Here is a 16787-nt window from a genome sequence, read left to right on the forward strand (position 1 = left end):
AACGCACGTCCGGGGTCATACCGAAAGCCTTTAAAGAAATGGCTTAGTTGAGGGCGTCCTTGAGGCCCTTGCCGGGCTTGAACTTGGGCTGCACGGAAGCAGGAATGTCGATTTCCGCACCGGTTGCCGGGTTGCGGCCTTTGGTGGCCTTGCGCTTGACCGCGGCAAAGGTGCCGAAGCCGACCAGGCGCACTTCGTCGCCGCCCTTGAGAGCTGCGGTGACGGCCTCGAAGACAGCATCAACTGCTGCGCCGGCTTGGGCCTTGGTGAGATCGGCCTTTTCCGCAACTGCCGCGCTCAGATCGTTCTTGTTCATAGCGTTTCCTCACAATGAATTGCCCACTCCTTATTCAGGGCTGGGCGGAAGCGCACTCACCCTTTTACGATTCCGGGCCAAAAGCAAGGAGAACTGCGGGTCTCCGGCGGTTTTCAGGCGGAAAAACGTTGTTTTCCACTCTCCGTAGCCGCACCGTGGCACGATGTTAGGAATCTGCTCGCGAGGATCGATCGGCAGGCCCTGGAACGCTGGCTCTCAAAAAGCGAACGGCGCCACAAGGGCGCCGCTCCGACTGTCTTTCGTCCGTCGCCTCAGTGCGGCAATACCGCGCTGGCGACCTCGGTCGTTGCGGGGGTTTCCTTCACCTCCGCCTCATCGAAATTCCATTCGATAGGCGTCGGCTTTTCCACCAGTGCGAGCTCCAGTACCTCGCCCATCCGCGAGACCGGAACAATCTCGAGGCCTTCCTTGACGTTCGCTGGGATTTCCTTGAGGTCACGTACGTTCTCTTCGGGGATCAGCACCTTCTTGATCCCGCCTCGCAGCGCCGCAAGGAGCTTCTCCTTGAGCCCGCCGATCGGCAGTACACGACCACGCAATGTGATTTCGCCGGTCATGGCCACATCGTTGCGCACAGGAATGCCGGTCATCACCGAAACGATGGCTGTCGCCATCCCGATGCCCGCAGACGGCCCGTCCTTGGGCGTGGCGCCCTCGGGGACGTGAACGTGGATATCCCGCTTTTCAAAAAGCGGTGGCTTGATGCCATATTCGACGGCGCGCGACTTCACATAGGTCGCGGCAGCTGAAATCGACTCCTTCATCACGTCCTTGAGATTGCCGGTCACGGTCATGCGACCCTTACCGGGGCTCATGAGGCCTTCAATAGTCAAGAGCTCGCCGCCGACGGCAGTCCAGGCCAATCCTGTTACAACGCCCACCTGCGGCTCGGTTTCACTCTCGCCATACCGGAAGCGCGGCGCGCCGAGATATTCCTCGACCACTTCGGGCGACACGACGATCGTCTTTTTGCCCGAGAGCAGGATGTCCTTGACGGCCTTGCGCATGAGATTGGCAATCTCGCGCTTGAGATTACGAACGCCGGCCTCGCGAGTGTAACGGCGAGTCAAAAGCATCAGGCTTTCGTGAGGCAGCTCGAACTCATCGGCACGCAGCCCGTGTTCCTTGAGCGTTTCAGGAATGAGGTGACGGCGGGCGATCTCCCACTTTTCCTCGTCCGTGTAGCCCGAGAGCCGGATGATCTCCATGCGGTCAAGCAAGGGCCCCGGGATATTGAGCGTATTGGCCGTCGTGACGAACATGACATCGGAGAGGTCGAAATCAACCTCCAGATAATGGTCCGAAAACGTCGAATTCTGCTCGGGATCGAGCACTTCGAGCAGCGCCGACGACGGATCGCCACGGAAATCCTGGCCCATCTTGTCGATCTCATCGAGCAGGAACAGCGGGTTCGCCTTTCCAGCCTTCTTGAGCGATTGCACGATCTTGCCGGGCATCGACCCGATATAGGTGCGCCGATGGCCGCGGATCTCTGCTTCGTCCCGGACGCCGCCCAGACTCATGCGCACGTATTCGCGGCCGGTTGCCTTGGCGATCGAACGCGCGAGCGAGGTCTTGCCAACGCCCGGAGGGCCGACGAGGCAGAGGATAGGTCCTTTGAGCTTGCCGGTCCGGCTTTGCACCGCGAGATACTCGACGATGCGCTCCTTGACCTTGTCCAGTCCGTAATGATCGTTATCGAGCACATGTTCGGCGAACTTGAGGTCGCGCTTGATCTTGGACTTCTTGCCCCAAGGGAGGTTGAGCATCCAGTCGAGATAGTTGCGAACGACCGTTGCTTCCGCCGACATTGGCGACATCTGCTTGAGCTTCTTGATCTCGCCGTCCGCTTTGGACCGCGCTTCCTTGGACAGCTTGGTCTTGGCGATACGGTCTTCGAGCTCCTGGAGCTCGGACGCTCCGTCCTCGTTGTCCCCAAGCTCGCGCTGGATCGCCTTCATCTGCTCGTTGAGATAGTACTCGCGCTGGGTCTTCTCCATCTGGCGCTTGACCCGGCTGCGGATACGCTTTTCCACCTGCAGAACGCCGATTTCGCCTTCCATCAGGCCCAGGACGCGTTCAAGCCGTTCGGTCACCGAAGGCGTTGCAAGAATGTCCTGTTTGTCCTGGATTTTCACCGTCAGGTTGGATGCGATCTGATCGGCCAGCGTCGAGTGATCCTCGATTTGGGCAACCGCTGCCACGACCTCGGACGAGATTTTCTTATTGAGCTTGGCGTAGTTCTCGAACTCGGAGACAGCCGAGCGAGCGAGCGCCTCGGCTTCCACCTGATCGTGGGGAACCTCGGCGAGCGCCTCGGCGACGGCCTCGAAATAGTCCTCGGTCTGGACGTATTTCTCGATCTTGGCGCGATAGAGCCCCTCGACCAGCACCTTGACGGTGCCGTCGGGCAACTTGAGCAGCTGTAGCACCGAAGCGATGGTACCGATCTCGTAGATGGCTTCCGGCGCTGGATCATCTTCCTGCGCATTCTTCTGCGTCACGACAAAAATATGCTTGTCCTCGCGCATCACTTCTTCGAGCGCACGCACGGATTTCTCACGGCCCACGAAAAGCGGCACGATCTTGGTGGGAAACACCACAATGTCCCGAAGCGGGAGCACAGGGTAAACCTTGGAACGGTCAAAACCTTCAACCGTCGTGTTGTCTTCCGACATTCTCTATCCTTTCACGACCGGCACAAGGGAGGAGACCGGTCAGTCCAGTCGTCGCTTCAGTATGGTGTGCGACCGGTTAGAGATTCGCAAATCCCTCGAAGCGACTCTTCGACAATAAGATAGGGCATAAACCGCGCGCCACAAGCGCACGGTTCCATATTTATCCCCGTTTCCTGATCCGCGTGTTTTAGAGGGCGGCGGGAGTTCAGCGGAGCTTGAGCTTCTTGTCGAGATAAGTCGTCTCGCAGATTTCGAGTTCCCCGAGATAGCCGTCTTCGTCGGTCTCGGCGAATTCGGCGGCGGCTTCATCAAAGATCGCCCAAATCTCTTCGCTTTCAGCCTGGGGCAATCCGACCTCAGCCATTACGTCGTCGAGGTCTGCCCCTAGCTCGTACGCCATGTCCTCGTAATGAGTGGCCTCGTCGGACCCCTCATCCCAGTAATAGGACTCCTCGAGAAACAGCGCACTGCACCAGATCGCCTTGATCGTGTTGCTGGACAAACCGCCAGTGAGCTTGGTTTGCGGCTGCGCCAATGCAGCGGGCGAGACGACAAGCATGGCCGCAATCGCAACCGGTATAATCCTACCAATGGCCCACATATGTATCCCCCGAAGTGCATAAGCCGCTGCTTGTTTTATCAAGCTATATGCCCGCGCGCAAATACCGACTGCAGTACATTCGCCCGCAAATAAAAAGCCCGGGCGGAACGCCCGGGCTTTCGATTCTAGCGCCGATTTTATTATGCGCCGGACTTCATGTCCTCTTTGGCGCGTTCTGCGTAGATATAGAGCGGGCGGACATCACGGTTCTCCACCACATCCTGGCTGATGACGACTTCCTCGACCCCGTCGAGCGACGGCAGGTCGTACATGGTGTCGAGCAGGATCGCTTCCATGATCGAGCGCAAGCCACGTGCACCGGTCTTGCGGGAGATTGCCTGCCGCGCAATGGCTTTGAGCGCGTCCTCGTGGAAGGTGAGTTCCACATTCTCCATCTCGAACAGGCGCTGGTACTGGCGGACCAGCGCATTCTTGGGCTCGGAAAGGATCTGGACCAGCGCGTCTTCGTCGAGGTCTTCTAGCGTCGCGATGACCGGCAAACGGCCGATAAACTCGGGGATCAGGCCAAAGCGCACCAAATCCTCGGGCTCGACTTCGGAGAGCACATCGCCCACGCGACGGTCCTGAGGGTCTTTGACCTCGGCGGTAAAGCCGATGGACGAACCCACCCCGCGTGCTGAAATGACCTTTTCCAGCCCGGCGAAAGCGCCGCCGCAGATAAAGAGGATGTTTGTCGTATCCACCTGCAGGAATTCCTGCTGGGGGTGCTTGCGGCCGCCCTGCGGCGGAACCGAGGCGACAGTCCCTTCCATGATCTTCAGAAGCGCCTGCTGCACGCCCTCACCCGACACGTCGCGCGTGATCGAGGGATTGTCGGACTTGCGCGAAATCTTGTCGACTTCGTCGATATAGACAATTCCGCGCTGCGCCTTCTCGACATTGTAGTCGGCGGCCTGAAGGAGCTTGAGAATGATGTTCTCGACGTCCTCGCCGACATAACCGGCTTCGGTCAAAGTCGTAGCGTCGGCCATCGTGAACGGCACATCGAGGATACGGGCCAGCGTTTGCGCGAGCAAAGTCTTGCCGCAACCGGTAGGGCCGATCAGCAGGATGTTGGACTTGGAAAGCTCTACATCCTGATTCTTGGACGCATGATGGAGGCGCTTGTAGTGGTTGTGGACGGCCACCGAGAGCACCCGCTTTGCACGGCGCTGACCGATCACATAATCATCGAGCACCTTGCAGATATCGGTTGGTGTAGGCACCCCGTCCGAGGACTTGACCATCGAGGTTTTGGATTCCTCGCGGATGATGTCCATGCACAGTTCCACGCACTCATCGCAGATGAATACGGTGGGGCCGGCGATAAGTTTGCGGACTTCGTGTTGGGATTTCCCGCAGAACGAGCAATAAAGCGTGTTCTTTGAGGAATCTCCGCTCGAATTTTCCTTGGACATCCAGTTACTCCAATAAGCGCGTCCCACGCTTAGGTTTCATACTCCGATTGATCAACCTAGCCTGCGCCAAATGAACAAACGGTAAGTCGGTATGACCATAAAGGCCCGAGCCTTCCTACGCAATCCGGCCAGACGTGGAACGTAAGCCTGTTGGAAAACGCGGTAAACGCCCGTGTCACGCGCCGCCTTCCGGGAGGGCGCGCTTTTCGTGAACGTGGTCGACAAGCCCGAGTTCCTTGGCCTCTTCCGGGCTCAGGAACCGGTCACGCTCCAGGAGATCCTCGATCTCCTGATAGGTGCGCCCAGAATGCTTCACATAGATTTCATTAAGGCGCTTCTTGAGGCTTTCCGCCTCGCGGGCGTGAATGAGGATGTCGGTCACCTGCCCCTGATAGCCGCCGGAAGGCTGGTGCACCATCACCCGGGCATTGGGCAGACACCCGCGCATGCCGGCCTCGCCGGCCGTGAGGAGAAGCGAACCCATCGAGGCCGCCTGCCCCAGGCACAGGGTCTGCACTTTCGGCCGGATGAACTGCATGGTGTCGTAGATCGATAGCCCCGCCGTCACCACGCCGCCAGGCGAGTTGATGTACATGGCGATTTCCTTTTTCGGATTCTCCGACTCAAGGAACAGGAGCTGAGCCACAATCACCGAGGCCATATTGTCCTCGACTACGCCGGTGACGAAAATGATCCGCTCACGCAGCAGGCGCGAATAGATGTCGAACGCGCGTTCGCCGCGGTTGGACTGCTCGACCACCATCGGTACGAGCGTGTTATTCAAAAGTTCGACGGGATCACGCATTGGAAAATCTCTCCCCCAGGGAAACGAATCAGATGACGATGGCCAATTGCAGGCGATGCGGGCTTAACGGCGGGTAAAGCGTCACATAGGCTTTGACGAGAGCCCGTTCAATAGCAATCCCCAGATGGCCCAAATAAGGCAGTATGCTTAACCGGTAAAATGCGGGCTTTACCGCTTCAGGCGGTGCAGCTAGGCTGGATTTGACCATTCGGACAAATTTTGGCCCCATGCCTTCGACTCCCACCTTCACCATCGACCTAGCAGCGCGGGGCGCCTCTTGCGATCCACGCAATCCTGCCTTCTTTCAGGACCCATACGCCTTCTACGACGCGCTGCACGCCAGTACGCCGACATTCCGGTGGGCGGAATACGGCCACTGGTGCTTTGCCGCCTTCGAGGACGTCAACGCCCTCTTCCGGGACAAACGTCTGGGCCGCCAGATCATGCATGTCGCCACGCGTGAGGAACTCGGCTGGCCCGCCCCCCTCGCTCACACCTCGAATTTCGACGCCGCCGATCGCCATTCCCTGCTTTATCTCGAACCGCCCGATCACACCCGCCTGCGCCTGCTCGTCAACCGCGCCTTTGTTTCGCGCCAGATAGAGCGCCTGCGGCCGCAGGTCGAAATTCTCGCGCACGAATTGATCGATAGTTTCCAGGGAAAGGGAGAAGCGGAGATCATCTCTGCCTTTGCAACGCCTATCCCTGTCATCGTCATCGCCGACATGCTCGGCGTTCCCCGCGAAATGGCGGAACAGTTGCTCGACTGGTCACACCGCATGGTCCGGATGTACATGTTCGGCCGCAATGAAGAGATCGAGCGTGACGCTGATGCCGCCGCGAGAGAGTTTTCCGGCTACGTCCGCGAATTGGCCGCCCTCCGTCGCAATGATCTGCGCGACGATCTCATATCGCACCTACTTGCCGCCGAGGCGCAGGGAGACAAACTGACCGAGGATGAACTCGTCTCTACGGTCATTCTGCTCCTTAACGCCGGCCACGAAGCCACGGTTCACCAAACCGGAAACGCAATAAAATCGATTCTTGAAAGCGGACTTGATCCCAGGAGTCTGTTTGCCGATGACGAGGCTTCCGCAGCGACAGTTGAGGAAGCCCTGCGGTTCGACGCGCCGTTGCACATGTTCACCCGTTATGTGCTGCAGGATTTCACATACAAAGATATTGCCTTGAGAAAGGGCGAAACCATCGGTCTCTTGCTTGGCGCCGCCAACCGCGACCCGGTCCGGTTTGTCGACCCGAACAGCTTCGATCCATTGCGCCACAATCAGGCCAATGTCAGCTTCGGTGCCGGTATCCATTTCTGCATCGGTGCACCGCTGGCCCGCCTCGAAATGCAGGTGGCGATGAAGGTGCTGTTCGAGCGCCTGCCCCACCTGCGGTTGGCCGGGAATCCGGAGTTCCGGGACGTCTACCACTTTCACGGCCTCGATCGGCTCGATGTGATCTGGTAGGCGGCTAGACCATCAATTCGGCAAGGACATCCGGCACCAATCCGGGCAAGTCGCTGGCCAGAAGTCCCGGCCTATTGAAGGCCCTGGCCGCCTTGCCGTGGATGTAGGCCCCCGCGCAGGCTGCATCGAACCCGCTCATGCCTTGGGCCAAAAACCCGCCAATAATTCCAGCGAGTACGTCGCCCGCGCCCGCGGTAGCCAGTAGCGGCGTGCCTGTGGCGTTGACAACCGCCTTTCCTCCGGGATGCGCGATTACCGTGTCTGCTCCTTTCAGGAGCACCGTGGCACCCGAGCGGGAAGCGCCTTCGCGAGCCCGCCTCACCTTGCACCCTGAAACGGAACCGAACAGCCGCTCGAATTCACCGTCATGGGGGGTCATGATCACGTCGCCGCTGCGCTTTTCAGCAATGGCGAAAAAAAGCGTGTCGGGTTCGTCGGCAAAGCTCGTCAAGGCGTCAGCGTCCAGGACGATCGATGCATCACTCGCCAAGACTGCCAGCACATTGGCGCGGGTAGCAGCTCCGATACCCGCCGCTGGCCCGATGACCAGCGCATTCTTGCGCTTATCGGCAAGAAAGCCGGCAAACGCATCGGCGGTCGTGATTTCGGCCAGCATGATCGCCGTCAAGTGCGAGGCATGGACAAGCAGCGCCGCCCGATCTCCCGTGACGGTCACCAGCCCCGCGCCTGCCCGCGCCGCGCCCAGCGCAGCGAGCCGCGCCGCCCCTGTGTGCAGTTCGTCGCCGGAAACGACAACGCAATGCCCTGCAGCAAATTTATGCCCGTCCTTCGCCCTTCGCGGTAGTTGCCAAAGTTTTGGTTCGTTTTCGAACAATGAGACGTCGATTTCATCGAGCACGCTATCGGGAATGCCGATGTCCGCCAGCAACAACTCGCCGCAATGCCCGGCGCCAGGATAAAGAAGGTGGCCCGGCTTGCAGCGGAAAAAGGTCACTGTGAGCACCGCGTCGACGGCAATCCCACGAATCTCGCCAGTTGCCCCATCGACACCAGTGGGGATATCGACGGCCACCACGTCGGCGCCATTCGCGTTCATGGCCTCCACCAGAGACCGCGCCTCGCCGTCGATATCCCTCGTCAATCCCGCTCCGAATAGGGCATCGACAATCAGTCCGAAATCGCGGCACATATCGGGATGAGCGGTTTCGACACTGCCCTGCCACTTGCGGGCCATGACCGCCGCGTCACCCTTGAGATCGCCAATTTCCCCGAGCAGTCCGACCCGTACCGGCCAGCCGCGCTCCTCGAGCAGGCGTGCAACGACGAACCCGTCGCCACCGTTGTTGCCAGGCCCGCAAAGCACCAGGACCGGCTGGATCGGAAAACGCTGCGTCACCTCATAGGCGACAGCCTGCCCGGCATTTTCCATCAAAGTGAGAGAGGGAACGCCGGCTTCGACTGCAAGGCTGTCGGCCAGCGCCATTTGAGAAGGAGTAAGTAAATCCTGCACCATGAACTCCGCAGATTAGCGGAATATGGCATGATGCCATAGCGCCGCCCCGTACTGCCCCCAAACGCCAGCCTTTGCGAAACGAAAAAGGCCCGCAACGGTTGCGGGCCTTCCTCCAAAATTTGGACGATTATGCGGCAATGCCGCCGAACGCGACCTTAGTGGTTGTGGTCGTTGTCGATATCGAAGCCGTCCTCGCCCTCGCGAACGAGCTTGAGGAGTTCGTCGCGGCCAACCTTTTTCTCGGTCACCTTGGCGAGTTCAGCGACAAAATCCACGACCTTGTTTTCAAAGATCGGCGCGCGCAGAGCGGCGAGTGCCTGCGGGTTCTTGCGGTAATATTCGTAGACTTGCTGCTCCTGGCCCTGGAAGCGGCGGACCTCATTGATGAGCGCCTGCTGGTGCTCCTCGTCGGACACGGTGATCTCGTTGACATTGCCAATCTCGGCAACCACCAACCCGAGACGCACGCGGCGCTCGGCGATCTTCCTGTAATCCTCGCGGGCCTTTTCCTCGGTCGTGCCTTCGCTCTCGAACGTCTTGCCGTGGTGCTCGACCTCGTGCTTGACGCGGTTCCAGATCGCGTTGAATTCGGCATCGACCAGCTTTTCGGGCACGTCGAACTTGTGACCGTCATCGAGCGCATCGAGCACCAGGCGCTTCATGCGCTGCTGGGAGAGCGAATTGAGCTGCGCCTCCATCTGCTCGCGGATGGCTTTCTTGAGAGCGGCAAGGTCTTCGAGGCCAATCGACTTCGCGAACTCGTCATCGAGCTTCACATCAGCCTTCGGTCCGTCGACATGCAGCATTTTGACGTCGAATTCAGCCTTCTTGCCGGCCAGTTCTTCGTTCTGGTAGTCCTTGGGGAATGTGACCTTGATGGTCTTTTCCCCACCCTTCTTGATCCCTACAAGTCCTTCCTCGAAGCCGGGGATGAATTGGCCGGAACCAATGATCAGGTGGGTGTGGTCTGCGGAACCGCCTTCAAACGGTTCACCGTTGATCTTGCCCACGAACGAAATGCCTACGCGGTCCCCCTCTTCGACAACGGCGTCGTCGCCCTTGTCCTCGTAACCGCGATTGTTCTTGAAGAAAGAGTCTACTTCCTTGTCGACATCAGCATCGGAAACCTCGACGACCGGCTTTTCAATCGCGATCTTCTTGAAATCCATCAGCTTGACAGGCGGCAGCACTTCATAGCTGACCGAGAATGCCAGATCGGCTTCCCCGTCCAGCACGCGATTGATCACGGCCTGGTCTTCGGAGAGGTCGATCTCGGGCTGCGTCGCAGCCTTTTCGGAACGTTCCTCGAGAGTTTTGGCAACGGTGTCGTTGATCGAGTCCTGCAGGACCTCGCTCATCAGCGAACGGCCATAGACCTTCTTGAGATGGGCTGTCGGCACCTTGCCAGGGCGGAAACCCTTGATCTGTACCTTTCCCCGAACCTCGTCGAGCTTCTCGTCGAGTTTCGACGCCAGCGCCGTCGCCGGGATGGTCACATCGAGCTTGCGCCGCAGCCCTTCGTTCAGCGTTTCAGTCACGTTCATATCTGTCTCGATCCCGTCTTTTCGATAACCTTTGAGGAGCCGGATTGTTTGGTGCGGGTGAGAGGAGTCGAACCTCCACGCCTTGCGGCGCTGGAACCTAAATCCAGTGCGTCTGCCAGTTCCGCCACACCCGCGCCTCGAGCGCCCGGCGCCGAGTTGGCACGCGGTCTATACCAGGATGCACGACCAGTCAAAACATGTTTGCACCCTCCCGCTTCCATCGGCCGGAGTTACGCTTGGGTCGAGGCTGCACAAATGTTACGCTCTCTGCATATATTTTCATCATCGCCATAGGCAGCCCGACTGCATGAGTGATGGGTCGCTTGGTCTATCACATTGTAATACCACACTAAAATGCGCATCGATACGCTTGGCACAGCCCGTGCATTCCATGGCGCAACCGGTCCCGAGCAAGAGAGGAGAACTGGGAATGAAAAAAATTGAGGCCATCGTCAAACCGTTCAAGCTCGATGAAGTCAAGGAAGCCCTGCAGGAAGTCGGGCTCCAGGGCATAACGGTGACGGAAGCCAAGGGGTTCGGCCGGCAAAAGGGCCATACCGAGCTTTATCGCGGCGCGGAATATGTCGTGGACTTTCTGCCCAAAGTGAAAGTCGAGGTTGTGGTACCCGATCATTTGGCCGACAAGGCCATTGAGGCCATTCGCAATGCCGCCCAGACCGGGCGCATCGGCGATGGCAAGATTTTCGTCACCACCGTCGAACAGGCCATTCGTATCCGTACCGGCGAAAGCGGCGACGAAGCGCTCTAGCCAGCCATCTTCAAGAACGCAGCACGCATACCATCCTTGGCGCGTCGGATATTCACAAACTCAACCATCATTACACAACTGGGGATCAAATCATGAGCTCAGCAAACGAACTCATCCAGAAAATCAAGGACGAAGGCATTAAATACGTCGACCTTCGCTTCACCGACCTGCGCGGCAAGCTCCAGCATGTCACCATGGACGCCTCGGTCGTCGATGCCGACATGTTCGAAGAAGGCGTGATGTTCGACGGCTCCTCGATTGCAGGCTGGAAGGCCATCAACGAGTCCGACATGGTGCTGATGCCCGATACCGCATCGGCTTATATCGATCCGTTCTTCTCGGCGCCGACGCTTTGCGTCAACTGCGACATTCTCGAGCCGTCCACCTATCAGCCCTATAATCGCGACCCGCGCTCGATCGCCAAGAAGGCCGAAGCCTTCGTCGCTACATCGGGCGTCGGTGACTCCGTCGTGTTCGGCCCCGAGCCGGAATTCTTCCTGTTCGATGACGTGAAGTATTCCACCTCCACATACAAAGTCGGCTTCCAGGTCGATTCCAGCGAGCTCGGTTCCAATTCGGATTCCGATTACGAAGGCGGCAACAACGGCCACCACGTTCAGCTCAAGAAGGGTTACTTCCCGGTTCCCCCGCTTGACAGCGCTCAGGACATTCGCGGCGAAATGCTCGAAGCCCTCGCCTCGATGGGCGTGGTCGTCGAAAAGCACCACCATGAAGTGGCCTCGGCCCAGCACGAACTCGGCATCAAGTTCCGCCCGATGATCACCGCTGCCGATCACGTCCTGCTCTACAAGTACGGCGTGCAGCAGGTTGCCGCCCAGTATGGCAAGACGGCGACCTTCATGCCAAAGCCCGTTTACGGCGACAATGGCTCGGGCATGCATTGCCACCAGTCGATCTGGAAAGACGGCAAGCCGCTCTTTGCTGGTGACGAATATGCTGGCCTCTCGATGGACTGCCTTTACTACATCGGCGGCGTCATCAAGCACGCCAAGGCGATCAACGCCTTCACCAACCCGACCACCAACTCATACAAGCGTCTGGTTCCGGGCTTCGAAGCTCCCGTGTTGCTGGCCTACTCGGCCCGCAACCGCTCGGCGTCCTGCCGTATCCCATTCGGCCAGAGCCCCAAGGCCAAGCGGGTCGAAGTCCGCTTCCCCGATCCGCTTGCCAATCCCTATCTCGCCTTTACGGCCCTTCTCATGGCTGGCCTCGACGGCATCAAGAACAAGATCCATCCGGGCGACCCGATGGACAAGGACCTCTACGAACTGCCCAAGGAAGAACTCAAGGACATCCCGACCGTTTCCGCCTCGCTTCGCGAAGCGCTGGAAAACCTCGACAAGGATCGCGACTTCCTCAAGGCTGGTGGCGTGATGGACGACGACTTCATCGACTCCTACATCGAACTCAAGATGGAAGAAGTCATCAGGTTCGAGCACACCCCGCACCCGGTCGAGTACGAAATGTACTACTCCGCATAAGCTCCGGCTTATCGAATGCAAAGGCCCCGGTTTTCCGGGGCCTTTTTTCTTTGTCCGAGATCAATGCGGGCCGTCAGCCGACGGTGCATAAGGAGTGGTAAAGCACGTTGACCACTCTGAGGACCACGTCGTTTTCGATACGATACCAGATCGTCTGCCCATCCCTGCGGCCGGCAACGATGCCATCCCGACGCAACAGGGAAAGGTGCTGGGACACTGTTGAGTCCCGGATACCCAGGAATTCGGCCAGTTGTCCGACCGACTTCTCCCCGTCCGTCAACTGGCAAAGAATAAGAAGCCTGTGCTGGTTGGACATGGCCTTGAGAAGCTCGCACGCCTCTTCGGCAGCGGCACGCATGGTATCGGCGTTGACTACTTCTTTCTTATTCATACTTGCGTATCTACGATATTACGAATATATAGTCAATCGAAGCGGGCCCGGATTGGGATCTGAGAATCATAGTGGGTGCTCCTGGAGCCATGACGAATAGTCGCCAAATTGTATGCCCTGACTGCGCGGGAATTAATAGGGTGCCGCAAGAGCGTGACTTGGGTGACGCGCGCTGTGGCAAATGCAAGACCCCTCTCCTTTCCGCCAAACCCATCGAAGCCGATGCCCGGATGTTCGAGCGCCAAATCCAGCGCAGCGACTTGCCGGTGCTTGTCGATGTCTGGGCGCCCTGGTGCGGCCCCTGCCGGATGATGGCGCCCCAATTCGAGAGCGCAGCCGCCGAACTTGAACCCAAGTTTCGTCTCATCAAGCTCAATTCGGATGCCCATCCCGACCTCGCGTCGCAACTCGGCATCCGTGGCATTCCGACGCTCCTGCTTTTCGCCGGCGGGAAAGAGATCGCCCGCGCCTCGGGCGCGATGGGCAAGGAGCAGATCAAGGACTGGGCACGAACTCAGCTCGCTCAGGCGCCGAACTAACGCAGTCGACAGGGAGGTTGACCATGAAAAGACGTGAATTCCTGATTGCAGGCAGCGCCGCGGCCCTTGAGGGCCTTTCGGTCAACGCCTCCCAGGCCCAAACCTCAGAGTCACGCGCAAAAATCGTGATTGCAGGTGCAGGGGCGGCCGGGCTATCGCTCGCTTCGCGCCTGCGGCACGGTATGCCCAACGCGACAATCGTCATCGTCGATGCAAAAAAACAGCATCACTTCCAGCCCGGATACACGCTCATTGGCGCAGGGCTCTGGTCGCCCTCCCAAGTGACCTCGAACAATGCCGATTACATGCCGCGCGGCATCGAGTGGATTCAAGAAGCTGTCACCGCGTTCGAACCTGAGACGAACGCCGTCTTTACCACCTCCGGCACGCGCATCGACTACGATTTCCTCTTGGTCGCCACGGGACTCAAACTCGATTACGATGCCATCGAAGGGATGGACACCGCCCTGATCGGCCAGAACGGCATCGCCTCGGTCTATGCCGGCCCGAACGAAGCGCAGGCGTCGGCCGCGGCCATCGACCGATTCATCGAAACCGGTGGCATTGGCCTCTTCGGCCGCCCGACCGGGGAGATGAAATGCGCGGGCGCGCCGCTAAAGATGACCTTCATTGCTGACGACAAGGCGCGCAGGGCTGGCCGGCGCGGTGCCGTGGAACTGATCTATAACGCCCATACGGGCGGTGTTTTCTCTGTGCCGCCGGTCAACGAGCGCGTTACGGAAATGTTCGCTGAGCGCAACATCGCGGTGAATTACACTCATGTTCTCGCAGCCATCGATCCTGGCAGCAAGCGGGCCACTTACCGAACAGCGGACGGCGAAGTCACGCTCGACTACGACTTCATCCACGTCATACCGCCGATGCGCGCGCCCGATGCAGTACTCGACAGCCCTCTGCCCTGGCAGGACGGAAATCTTGCTGCCGATGGCTGGGTCGAGGCGGATAAGGCAACTCTGCGCCATCCCCGATATCCCAACGTCTTCGCCGTGGGCGACATAGCGGGCGTACCACGCGGCAAAACGGCCGCCAGCGTCAAATGGCAAGCACCGATCGTCGTTGCCAATCTCATCGCCGAAACCGCGGGCCGGACCGGTAGCGCCAGCTATAACGGCTATACCTCGTGCCCAATGGTTACCGGCTTCGGCAAGGCCATGCTGATCGAGTTCGACTACGAAGGCAACCTGACCCCGTCCTTCCCCTTCATCGATCCCCTCAAGGAACAATGGGTATCCTGGTTGATCGAGGAAAAGGGCCTGCTGGGCGCCTATCGCGCGATGCTGCGCGGCTATGCATAAGGAGCACAACGATGAGCGATTTCAGCCCTGTTGTCGTATTTTACATCCTGTCCGAAAGTTTGGGCATCTGGCTTTGGATCGTGCTTGCCCTCGCTCTGGCTCTGCTTGTCGGTATCACCTACGCTGCACTGCGCCTGCGAGCCGCAGATCGATCGCCCGCGCGTCCCCTTGTCATGGCCGCGATTGCGGGCGTCCTGACCACCGCCATTTTCACGTTCCTCGTCCCAGGGTGGTCTCACGCGGAGATCAGCGCGCTAAACGGGCCGGTGGACTATGTCTTCGCCATCCTCTTTTCAATGGTACCCGCCGGTATCGTGGCCGCTCTCGTCTTCATCATAGCCGGACTGCGCTGCGCGAGTGGAATGGCGCGCACGTCCAAGAATTTGGTCGGCGCAATCAAGGGGTAGTCATGTCCTACTATTTCAGCCGCACAATCGATTCCAATTTTTCCGAAGCGATACGGAAGATAACCGCTGCGCTGACAGAAAGGGGCTTTGGAATCCTTACAACCATCGATGTCCAGGCAACGATGAAAGCCAAGCTTGGCGAAGATTTTCGGCCCTACACCATCCTCGGCGCCTGCAACCCGGACTTTGCCTGGCATGCGCTGCAGGCCGAAGACAAGATCGGAACCATGCTCCCCTGCAATGTGATCGTAACCGAGGTTTTGCCGGGAAAGGTGGAAATCGCCGCCGTAGATCCGGTGGCCAGCATGTCTGCAATCGACAATCCAAGTCTCGGTGAAATCGCAGGCACGGTGAGGACGGCATTGCAAGAAGCGGTGGCCAGTCTCTAGCTGACCTTTCCGGGAGCGTATTTCGCAGCAACCTTCAGCGCGGCCTCACGATCGATGCCAGCATATTGCAGCACCCGCTCCGTGAGATAGCCGTGCCGATCCATCTCGATGGCGTGCCCCTCGATTATTGCGCGCGCATGGGCGGGTTGAAGTGTTTCCCGATAGTCGGGTCGCTTGTTTTCCCGTCCTTCTTCCTTGCGCGCGGCAACCATCAGGCCAGCGGCCTTATCGATCACCGCATCGCTGGCAGGCAGAGCCATATGCTTTGCCAGCTTGCGGAATTCGCGGGTTGGATTGTCGACCATGTCCTCGAACCGAAGCACGAGAATTTCTTTCTGCCCCGCCGCAGTCCAACTCGCGACATTCTGGGTCCATGAGCCTTGGGGCTCGGTGACGGCAAAGCCCGCCGGGCGCACACGGCGGTCAGAGGTCATCATCAATTCGATGATCTTGAGCGGCGCTGCACCCGTCTCGGCAACGAGCGTGGCGGCCACGTCGAGCGGATTGCGCACCACGTAGGTAGCTCCGCCTGTCACCGCAGGGTTGATCGTCTGGTGTCCGTGAAAGGTGCCGCGGATCGCATGGGTCCGAATAACGGGAATCGCGAAATCTTCCGTGGCCAGGAGCTTGTGTACCTTCGGTCGCGCTGCAGCGACCTCCAGTTCGTCGAGTTGGTCATGCTCCCTGCCCGTCACCGCCTTGTAGAGCAAACCGTGGGCGTCCCAGGGAATGATGTTGTCCAGGTTGCGCAAGTCCACCTGCTTGGGCGGATTCGGCTGGCTGAGCGTGATGAGCAGGTAGATGACCGACCGGACCCACGATCCGCCGGACCGCGGATATGACGCGACGAAATAGAGTGGGCGGATGGGTTTTTCCGGCGCTGGCACAAAGCTCTCCCAGAGGTTGACTGGTCAACCTCTAGCGCCGCCGCTTCCTGCGCGCAACTTCAGACGAGGAAAAATCCAAGGGTAACGGCGCAGAGCACGGCTGGTCTGGGAAGGGTAAGGTGGGCGAGCCGGTACGCAATACCGGACAATCCGGCCCGCAACCACCAATTCGTTCCGCGCAAGTGTCCGGTCGCAAGATACGCAACGCCGCCACCGGATTTCGCACGCATACGGCAACTCCAAACTCATGAACCGTAT

Annotated in this window: 17 protein-coding genes and 1 tRNA gene; 7 read left to right on the forward strand and 11 right to left on the reverse strand. The window is 59.1% G+C overall.

Annotated features, from left to right (window positions below; genetic code table 11):
• Positions 1-43: 43 nt before the first annotated feature.
• From I2G20_RS04045 to I2G20_RS04070, 6 genes are all read right to left on the reverse strand, one after another.
• The gene (locus tag I2G20_RS04045; protein ID WP_196258409.1) at positions 44-316 is read right to left on the reverse strand and encodes an HU family DNA-binding protein; all 273 of its coding nucleotides are present in this window, start codon (positions 314-316) and stop codon (positions 44-46) included.
• 272 nt (positions 317-588) lie between these two features.
• On the reverse strand, positions 589-3015 hold the full coding sequence (gene lon, locus I2G20_RS04050; protein WP_196258410.1) for an endopeptidase La: 2427 nt from the start codon (positions 3013-3015) through the stop codon (positions 589-591).
• 205 nt (positions 3016-3220) lie between these two features.
• Positions 3221-3616, reverse strand: coding sequence for a hypothetical protein (locus I2G20_RS04055; RefSeq protein WP_196258411.1), 396 nt, complete (start codon positions 3614-3616; stop codon positions 3221-3223).
• 140 nt (positions 3617-3756) lie between these two features.
• Positions 3757-5034 (reverse strand): ATP-dependent Clp protease ATP-binding subunit ClpX, encoded by a 1278-nt coding sequence (gene clpX / locus I2G20_RS04060; RefSeq protein WP_196258412.1) that lies wholly within the window; start codon positions 5032-5034, stop codon positions 3757-3759.
• Positions 5035-5209: 175 nt separating this feature from the next.
• Positions 5210-5839, reverse strand: coding sequence for an ATP-dependent Clp protease proteolytic subunit (locus I2G20_RS04065; protein WP_196258413.1), 630 nt, complete (start codon positions 5837-5839; stop codon positions 5210-5212).
• Between the two features lie 28 nt (positions 5840-5867).
• Complete coding sequence (locus I2G20_RS04070) at positions 5868-6068, reverse strand: hypothetical protein (protein WP_196258414.1); 201 nt, start codon at positions 6066-6068, stop codon at positions 5868-5870.
• Between I2G20_RS04070 and I2G20_RS04075 the strand changes: the two genes are divergently transcribed.
• A complete protein-coding gene (locus I2G20_RS04075) occupies positions 6067-7311 on the forward strand; it encodes a cytochrome P450 (protein WP_196258415.1) in 1245 nt (414 codons plus the stop codon). The two genes, I2G20_RS04070 and I2G20_RS04075, sit on opposite strands and share 2 nt — an antisense overlap.
• A 4-nt stretch (positions 7312-7315) precedes the next feature.
• Here the strand turns inward: I2G20_RS04075 and I2G20_RS04080 are convergent, their stop codons facing one another.
• From I2G20_RS04080 to I2G20_RS04090, 3 genes are all read right to left on the reverse strand, one after another.
• Positions 7316-8785, reverse strand: coding sequence for an NAD(P)H-hydrate dehydratase (locus I2G20_RS04080; RefSeq protein WP_207747530.1), 1470 nt, complete (start codon positions 8783-8785; stop codon positions 7316-7318).
• Between the two features lie 155 nt (positions 8786-8940).
• Positions 8941-10329, reverse strand: a complete 1389-nt coding sequence (tig, locus tag I2G20_RS04085) for a trigger factor (RefSeq protein ID WP_196258416.1) — start codon at positions 10327-10329, stop codon at positions 8941-8943.
• Positions 10330-10378: 49 nt separating this feature from the next.
• Positions 10379-10463: transfer RNA gene (locus tag I2G20_RS04090), tRNA-Leu, on the reverse strand.
• Positions 10464-10759: 296 nt separating this feature from the next.
• Here I2G20_RS04090 and I2G20_RS04095 point away from each other — a divergent pair.
• Together I2G20_RS04095 and glnA are read left to right on the forward strand one after the other, a co-directional pair.
• Positions 10760-11098: a P-II family nitrogen regulator gene (locus tag I2G20_RS04095; protein ID WP_196258417.1), complete on the forward strand. Its 339-nt coding sequence runs from the start codon at positions 10760-10762 to the stop codon at positions 11096-11098.
• A gap of 92 nt (positions 11099-11190) precedes the next feature.
• Positions 11191-12600: a type I glutamate--ammonia ligase gene (gene glnA, locus I2G20_RS04100; RefSeq protein ID WP_196258418.1), complete on the forward strand. Its 1410-nt coding sequence runs from the start codon at positions 11191-11193 to the stop codon at positions 12598-12600.
• 73 nt (positions 12601-12673) lie between these two features.
• Here the strand turns inward: glnA and I2G20_RS04105 are convergent, their stop codons facing one another.
• A complete protein-coding gene (locus I2G20_RS04105) occupies positions 12674-12991 on the reverse strand; it encodes an ArsR/SmtB family transcription factor (RefSeq protein WP_196258419.1) in 318 nt (105 codons plus the stop codon).
• Between the two features lie 89 nt (positions 12992-13080).
• Between I2G20_RS04105 and trxC the strand changes: the two genes are divergently transcribed.
• Genes trxC through I2G20_RS04125 form a run of 4 tightly spaced genes read left to right on the forward strand, consistent with a single transcriptional unit; the run spans position 13081 to position 15642 of the window.
• Complete coding sequence (gene trxC, locus I2G20_RS04110; protein ID WP_196258420.1) at positions 13081-13530, forward strand: thioredoxin TrxC; 450 nt, start codon at positions 13081-13083, stop codon at positions 13528-13530.
• Between the two features lie 23 nt (positions 13531-13553).
• Positions 13554-14846, forward strand: coding sequence for an NAD(P)/FAD-dependent oxidoreductase (locus I2G20_RS04115; RefSeq protein WP_196258421.1), 1293 nt, complete (start codon positions 13554-13556; stop codon positions 14844-14846).
• Between the two features lie 11 nt (positions 14847-14857).
• Complete coding sequence (locus I2G20_RS04120) at positions 14858-15253, forward strand: DUF5368 family protein (RefSeq protein WP_196258422.1); 396 nt, start codon at positions 14858-14860, stop codon at positions 15251-15253.
• 2 nt (positions 15254-15255) lie between these two features.
• On the forward strand, positions 15256-15642 hold the full coding sequence (locus I2G20_RS04125; protein WP_196258423.1) for a DUF302 domain-containing protein: 387 nt from the start codon (positions 15256-15258) through the stop codon (positions 15640-15642).
• Here I2G20_RS04125 and I2G20_RS04130 read toward each other — a convergent pair.
• Positions 15639-16529: a sulfotransferase domain-containing protein gene (locus I2G20_RS04130; protein WP_196258424.1), complete on the reverse strand. Its 891-nt coding sequence runs from the start codon at positions 16527-16529 to the stop codon at positions 15639-15641. The genes I2G20_RS04125 and I2G20_RS04130 overlap by 4 nt on opposite strands.
• Positions 16530-16787: the final 258 nt, after the last annotated feature.

Source organism: Pelagibacterium limicola (assembly GCF_015694405.1).
In the GTDB taxonomy this organism is placed as follows: Bacteria; Pseudomonadota; Alphaproteobacteria; order Rhizobiales; family Devosiaceae; genus Pelagibacterium; species Pelagibacterium limicola.

What these genes read in the sequence shown, in the direction of transcription:
- trxC (WP_196258420.1), top strand. Translation starts at nt 13,081, where the DNA reads ATGACGAATAGTCGCCAAATTGTATGCCCTGACTGCGCGGGAATTAAT.
- I2G20_RS04055 (WP_196258411.1), bottom strand. Translation starts at nt 3,616, where the DNA reads ATGTGGGCCATTGGTAGGATTATACCGGTTGCGATTGCGGCCATGCTT.
- I2G20_RS04045 (WP_196258409.1), bottom strand. Translation starts at nt 316, where the DNA reads ATGAACAAGAACGATCTGAGCGCGGCAGTTGCGGAAAAGGCCGATCTC.
- I2G20_RS04120 (WP_196258422.1), top strand. Translation starts at nt 14,858, where the DNA reads ATGAGCGATTTCAGCCCTGTTGTCGTATTTTACATCCTGTCCGAAAGT.
- I2G20_RS04105 (WP_196258419.1), bottom strand. Translation starts at nt 12,991, where the DNA reads ATGAATAAGAAAGAAGTAGTCAACGCCGATACCATGCGTGCCGCTGCC.
- I2G20_RS04070 (WP_196258414.1), bottom strand. Translation starts at nt 6,068, where the DNA reads ATGGGGCCAAAATTTGTCCGAATGGTCAAATCCAGCCTAGCTGCACCG.
- clpX (WP_196258412.1), bottom strand. Translation starts at nt 5,034, where the DNA reads ATGTCCAAGGAAAATTCGAGCGGAGATTCCTCAAAGAACACGCTTTAT.
- I2G20_RS04080 (WP_207747530.1), bottom strand. Translation starts at nt 8,785, where the DNA reads ATGGTGCAGGATTTACTTACTCCTTCTCAAATGGCGCTGGCCGACAGC.
- lon (WP_196258410.1), bottom strand. Translation starts at nt 3,015, where the DNA reads ATGTCGGAAGACAACACGACGGTTGAAGGTTTTGACCGTTCCAAGGTT.
- tig (WP_196258416.1), bottom strand. Translation starts at nt 10,329, where the DNA reads ATGAACGTGACTGAAACGCTGAACGAAGGGCTGCGGCGCAAGCTCGAT.
- glnA (WP_196258418.1), top strand. Translation starts at nt 11,191, where the DNA reads ATGAGCTCAGCAAACGAACTCATCCAGAAAATCAAGGACGAAGGCATT.
- I2G20_RS04075 (WP_196258415.1), top strand. Translation starts at nt 6,067, where the DNA reads ATGCCTTCGACTCCCACCTTCACCATCGACCTAGCAGCGCGGGGCGCC.
- I2G20_RS04115 (WP_196258421.1), top strand. Translation starts at nt 13,554, where the DNA reads ATGAAAAGACGTGAATTCCTGATTGCAGGCAGCGCCGCGGCCCTTGAG.
- I2G20_RS04065 (WP_196258413.1), bottom strand. Translation starts at nt 5,839, where the DNA reads ATGCGTGATCCCGTCGAACTTTTGAATAACACGCTCGTACCGATGGTG.
- I2G20_RS04095 (WP_196258417.1), top strand. Translation starts at nt 10,760, where the DNA reads ATGAAAAAAATTGAGGCCATCGTCAAACCGTTCAAGCTCGATGAAGTC.
- I2G20_RS04125 (WP_196258423.1), top strand. Translation starts at nt 15,256, where the DNA reads ATGTCCTACTATTTCAGCCGCACAATCGATTCCAATTTTTCCGAAGCG.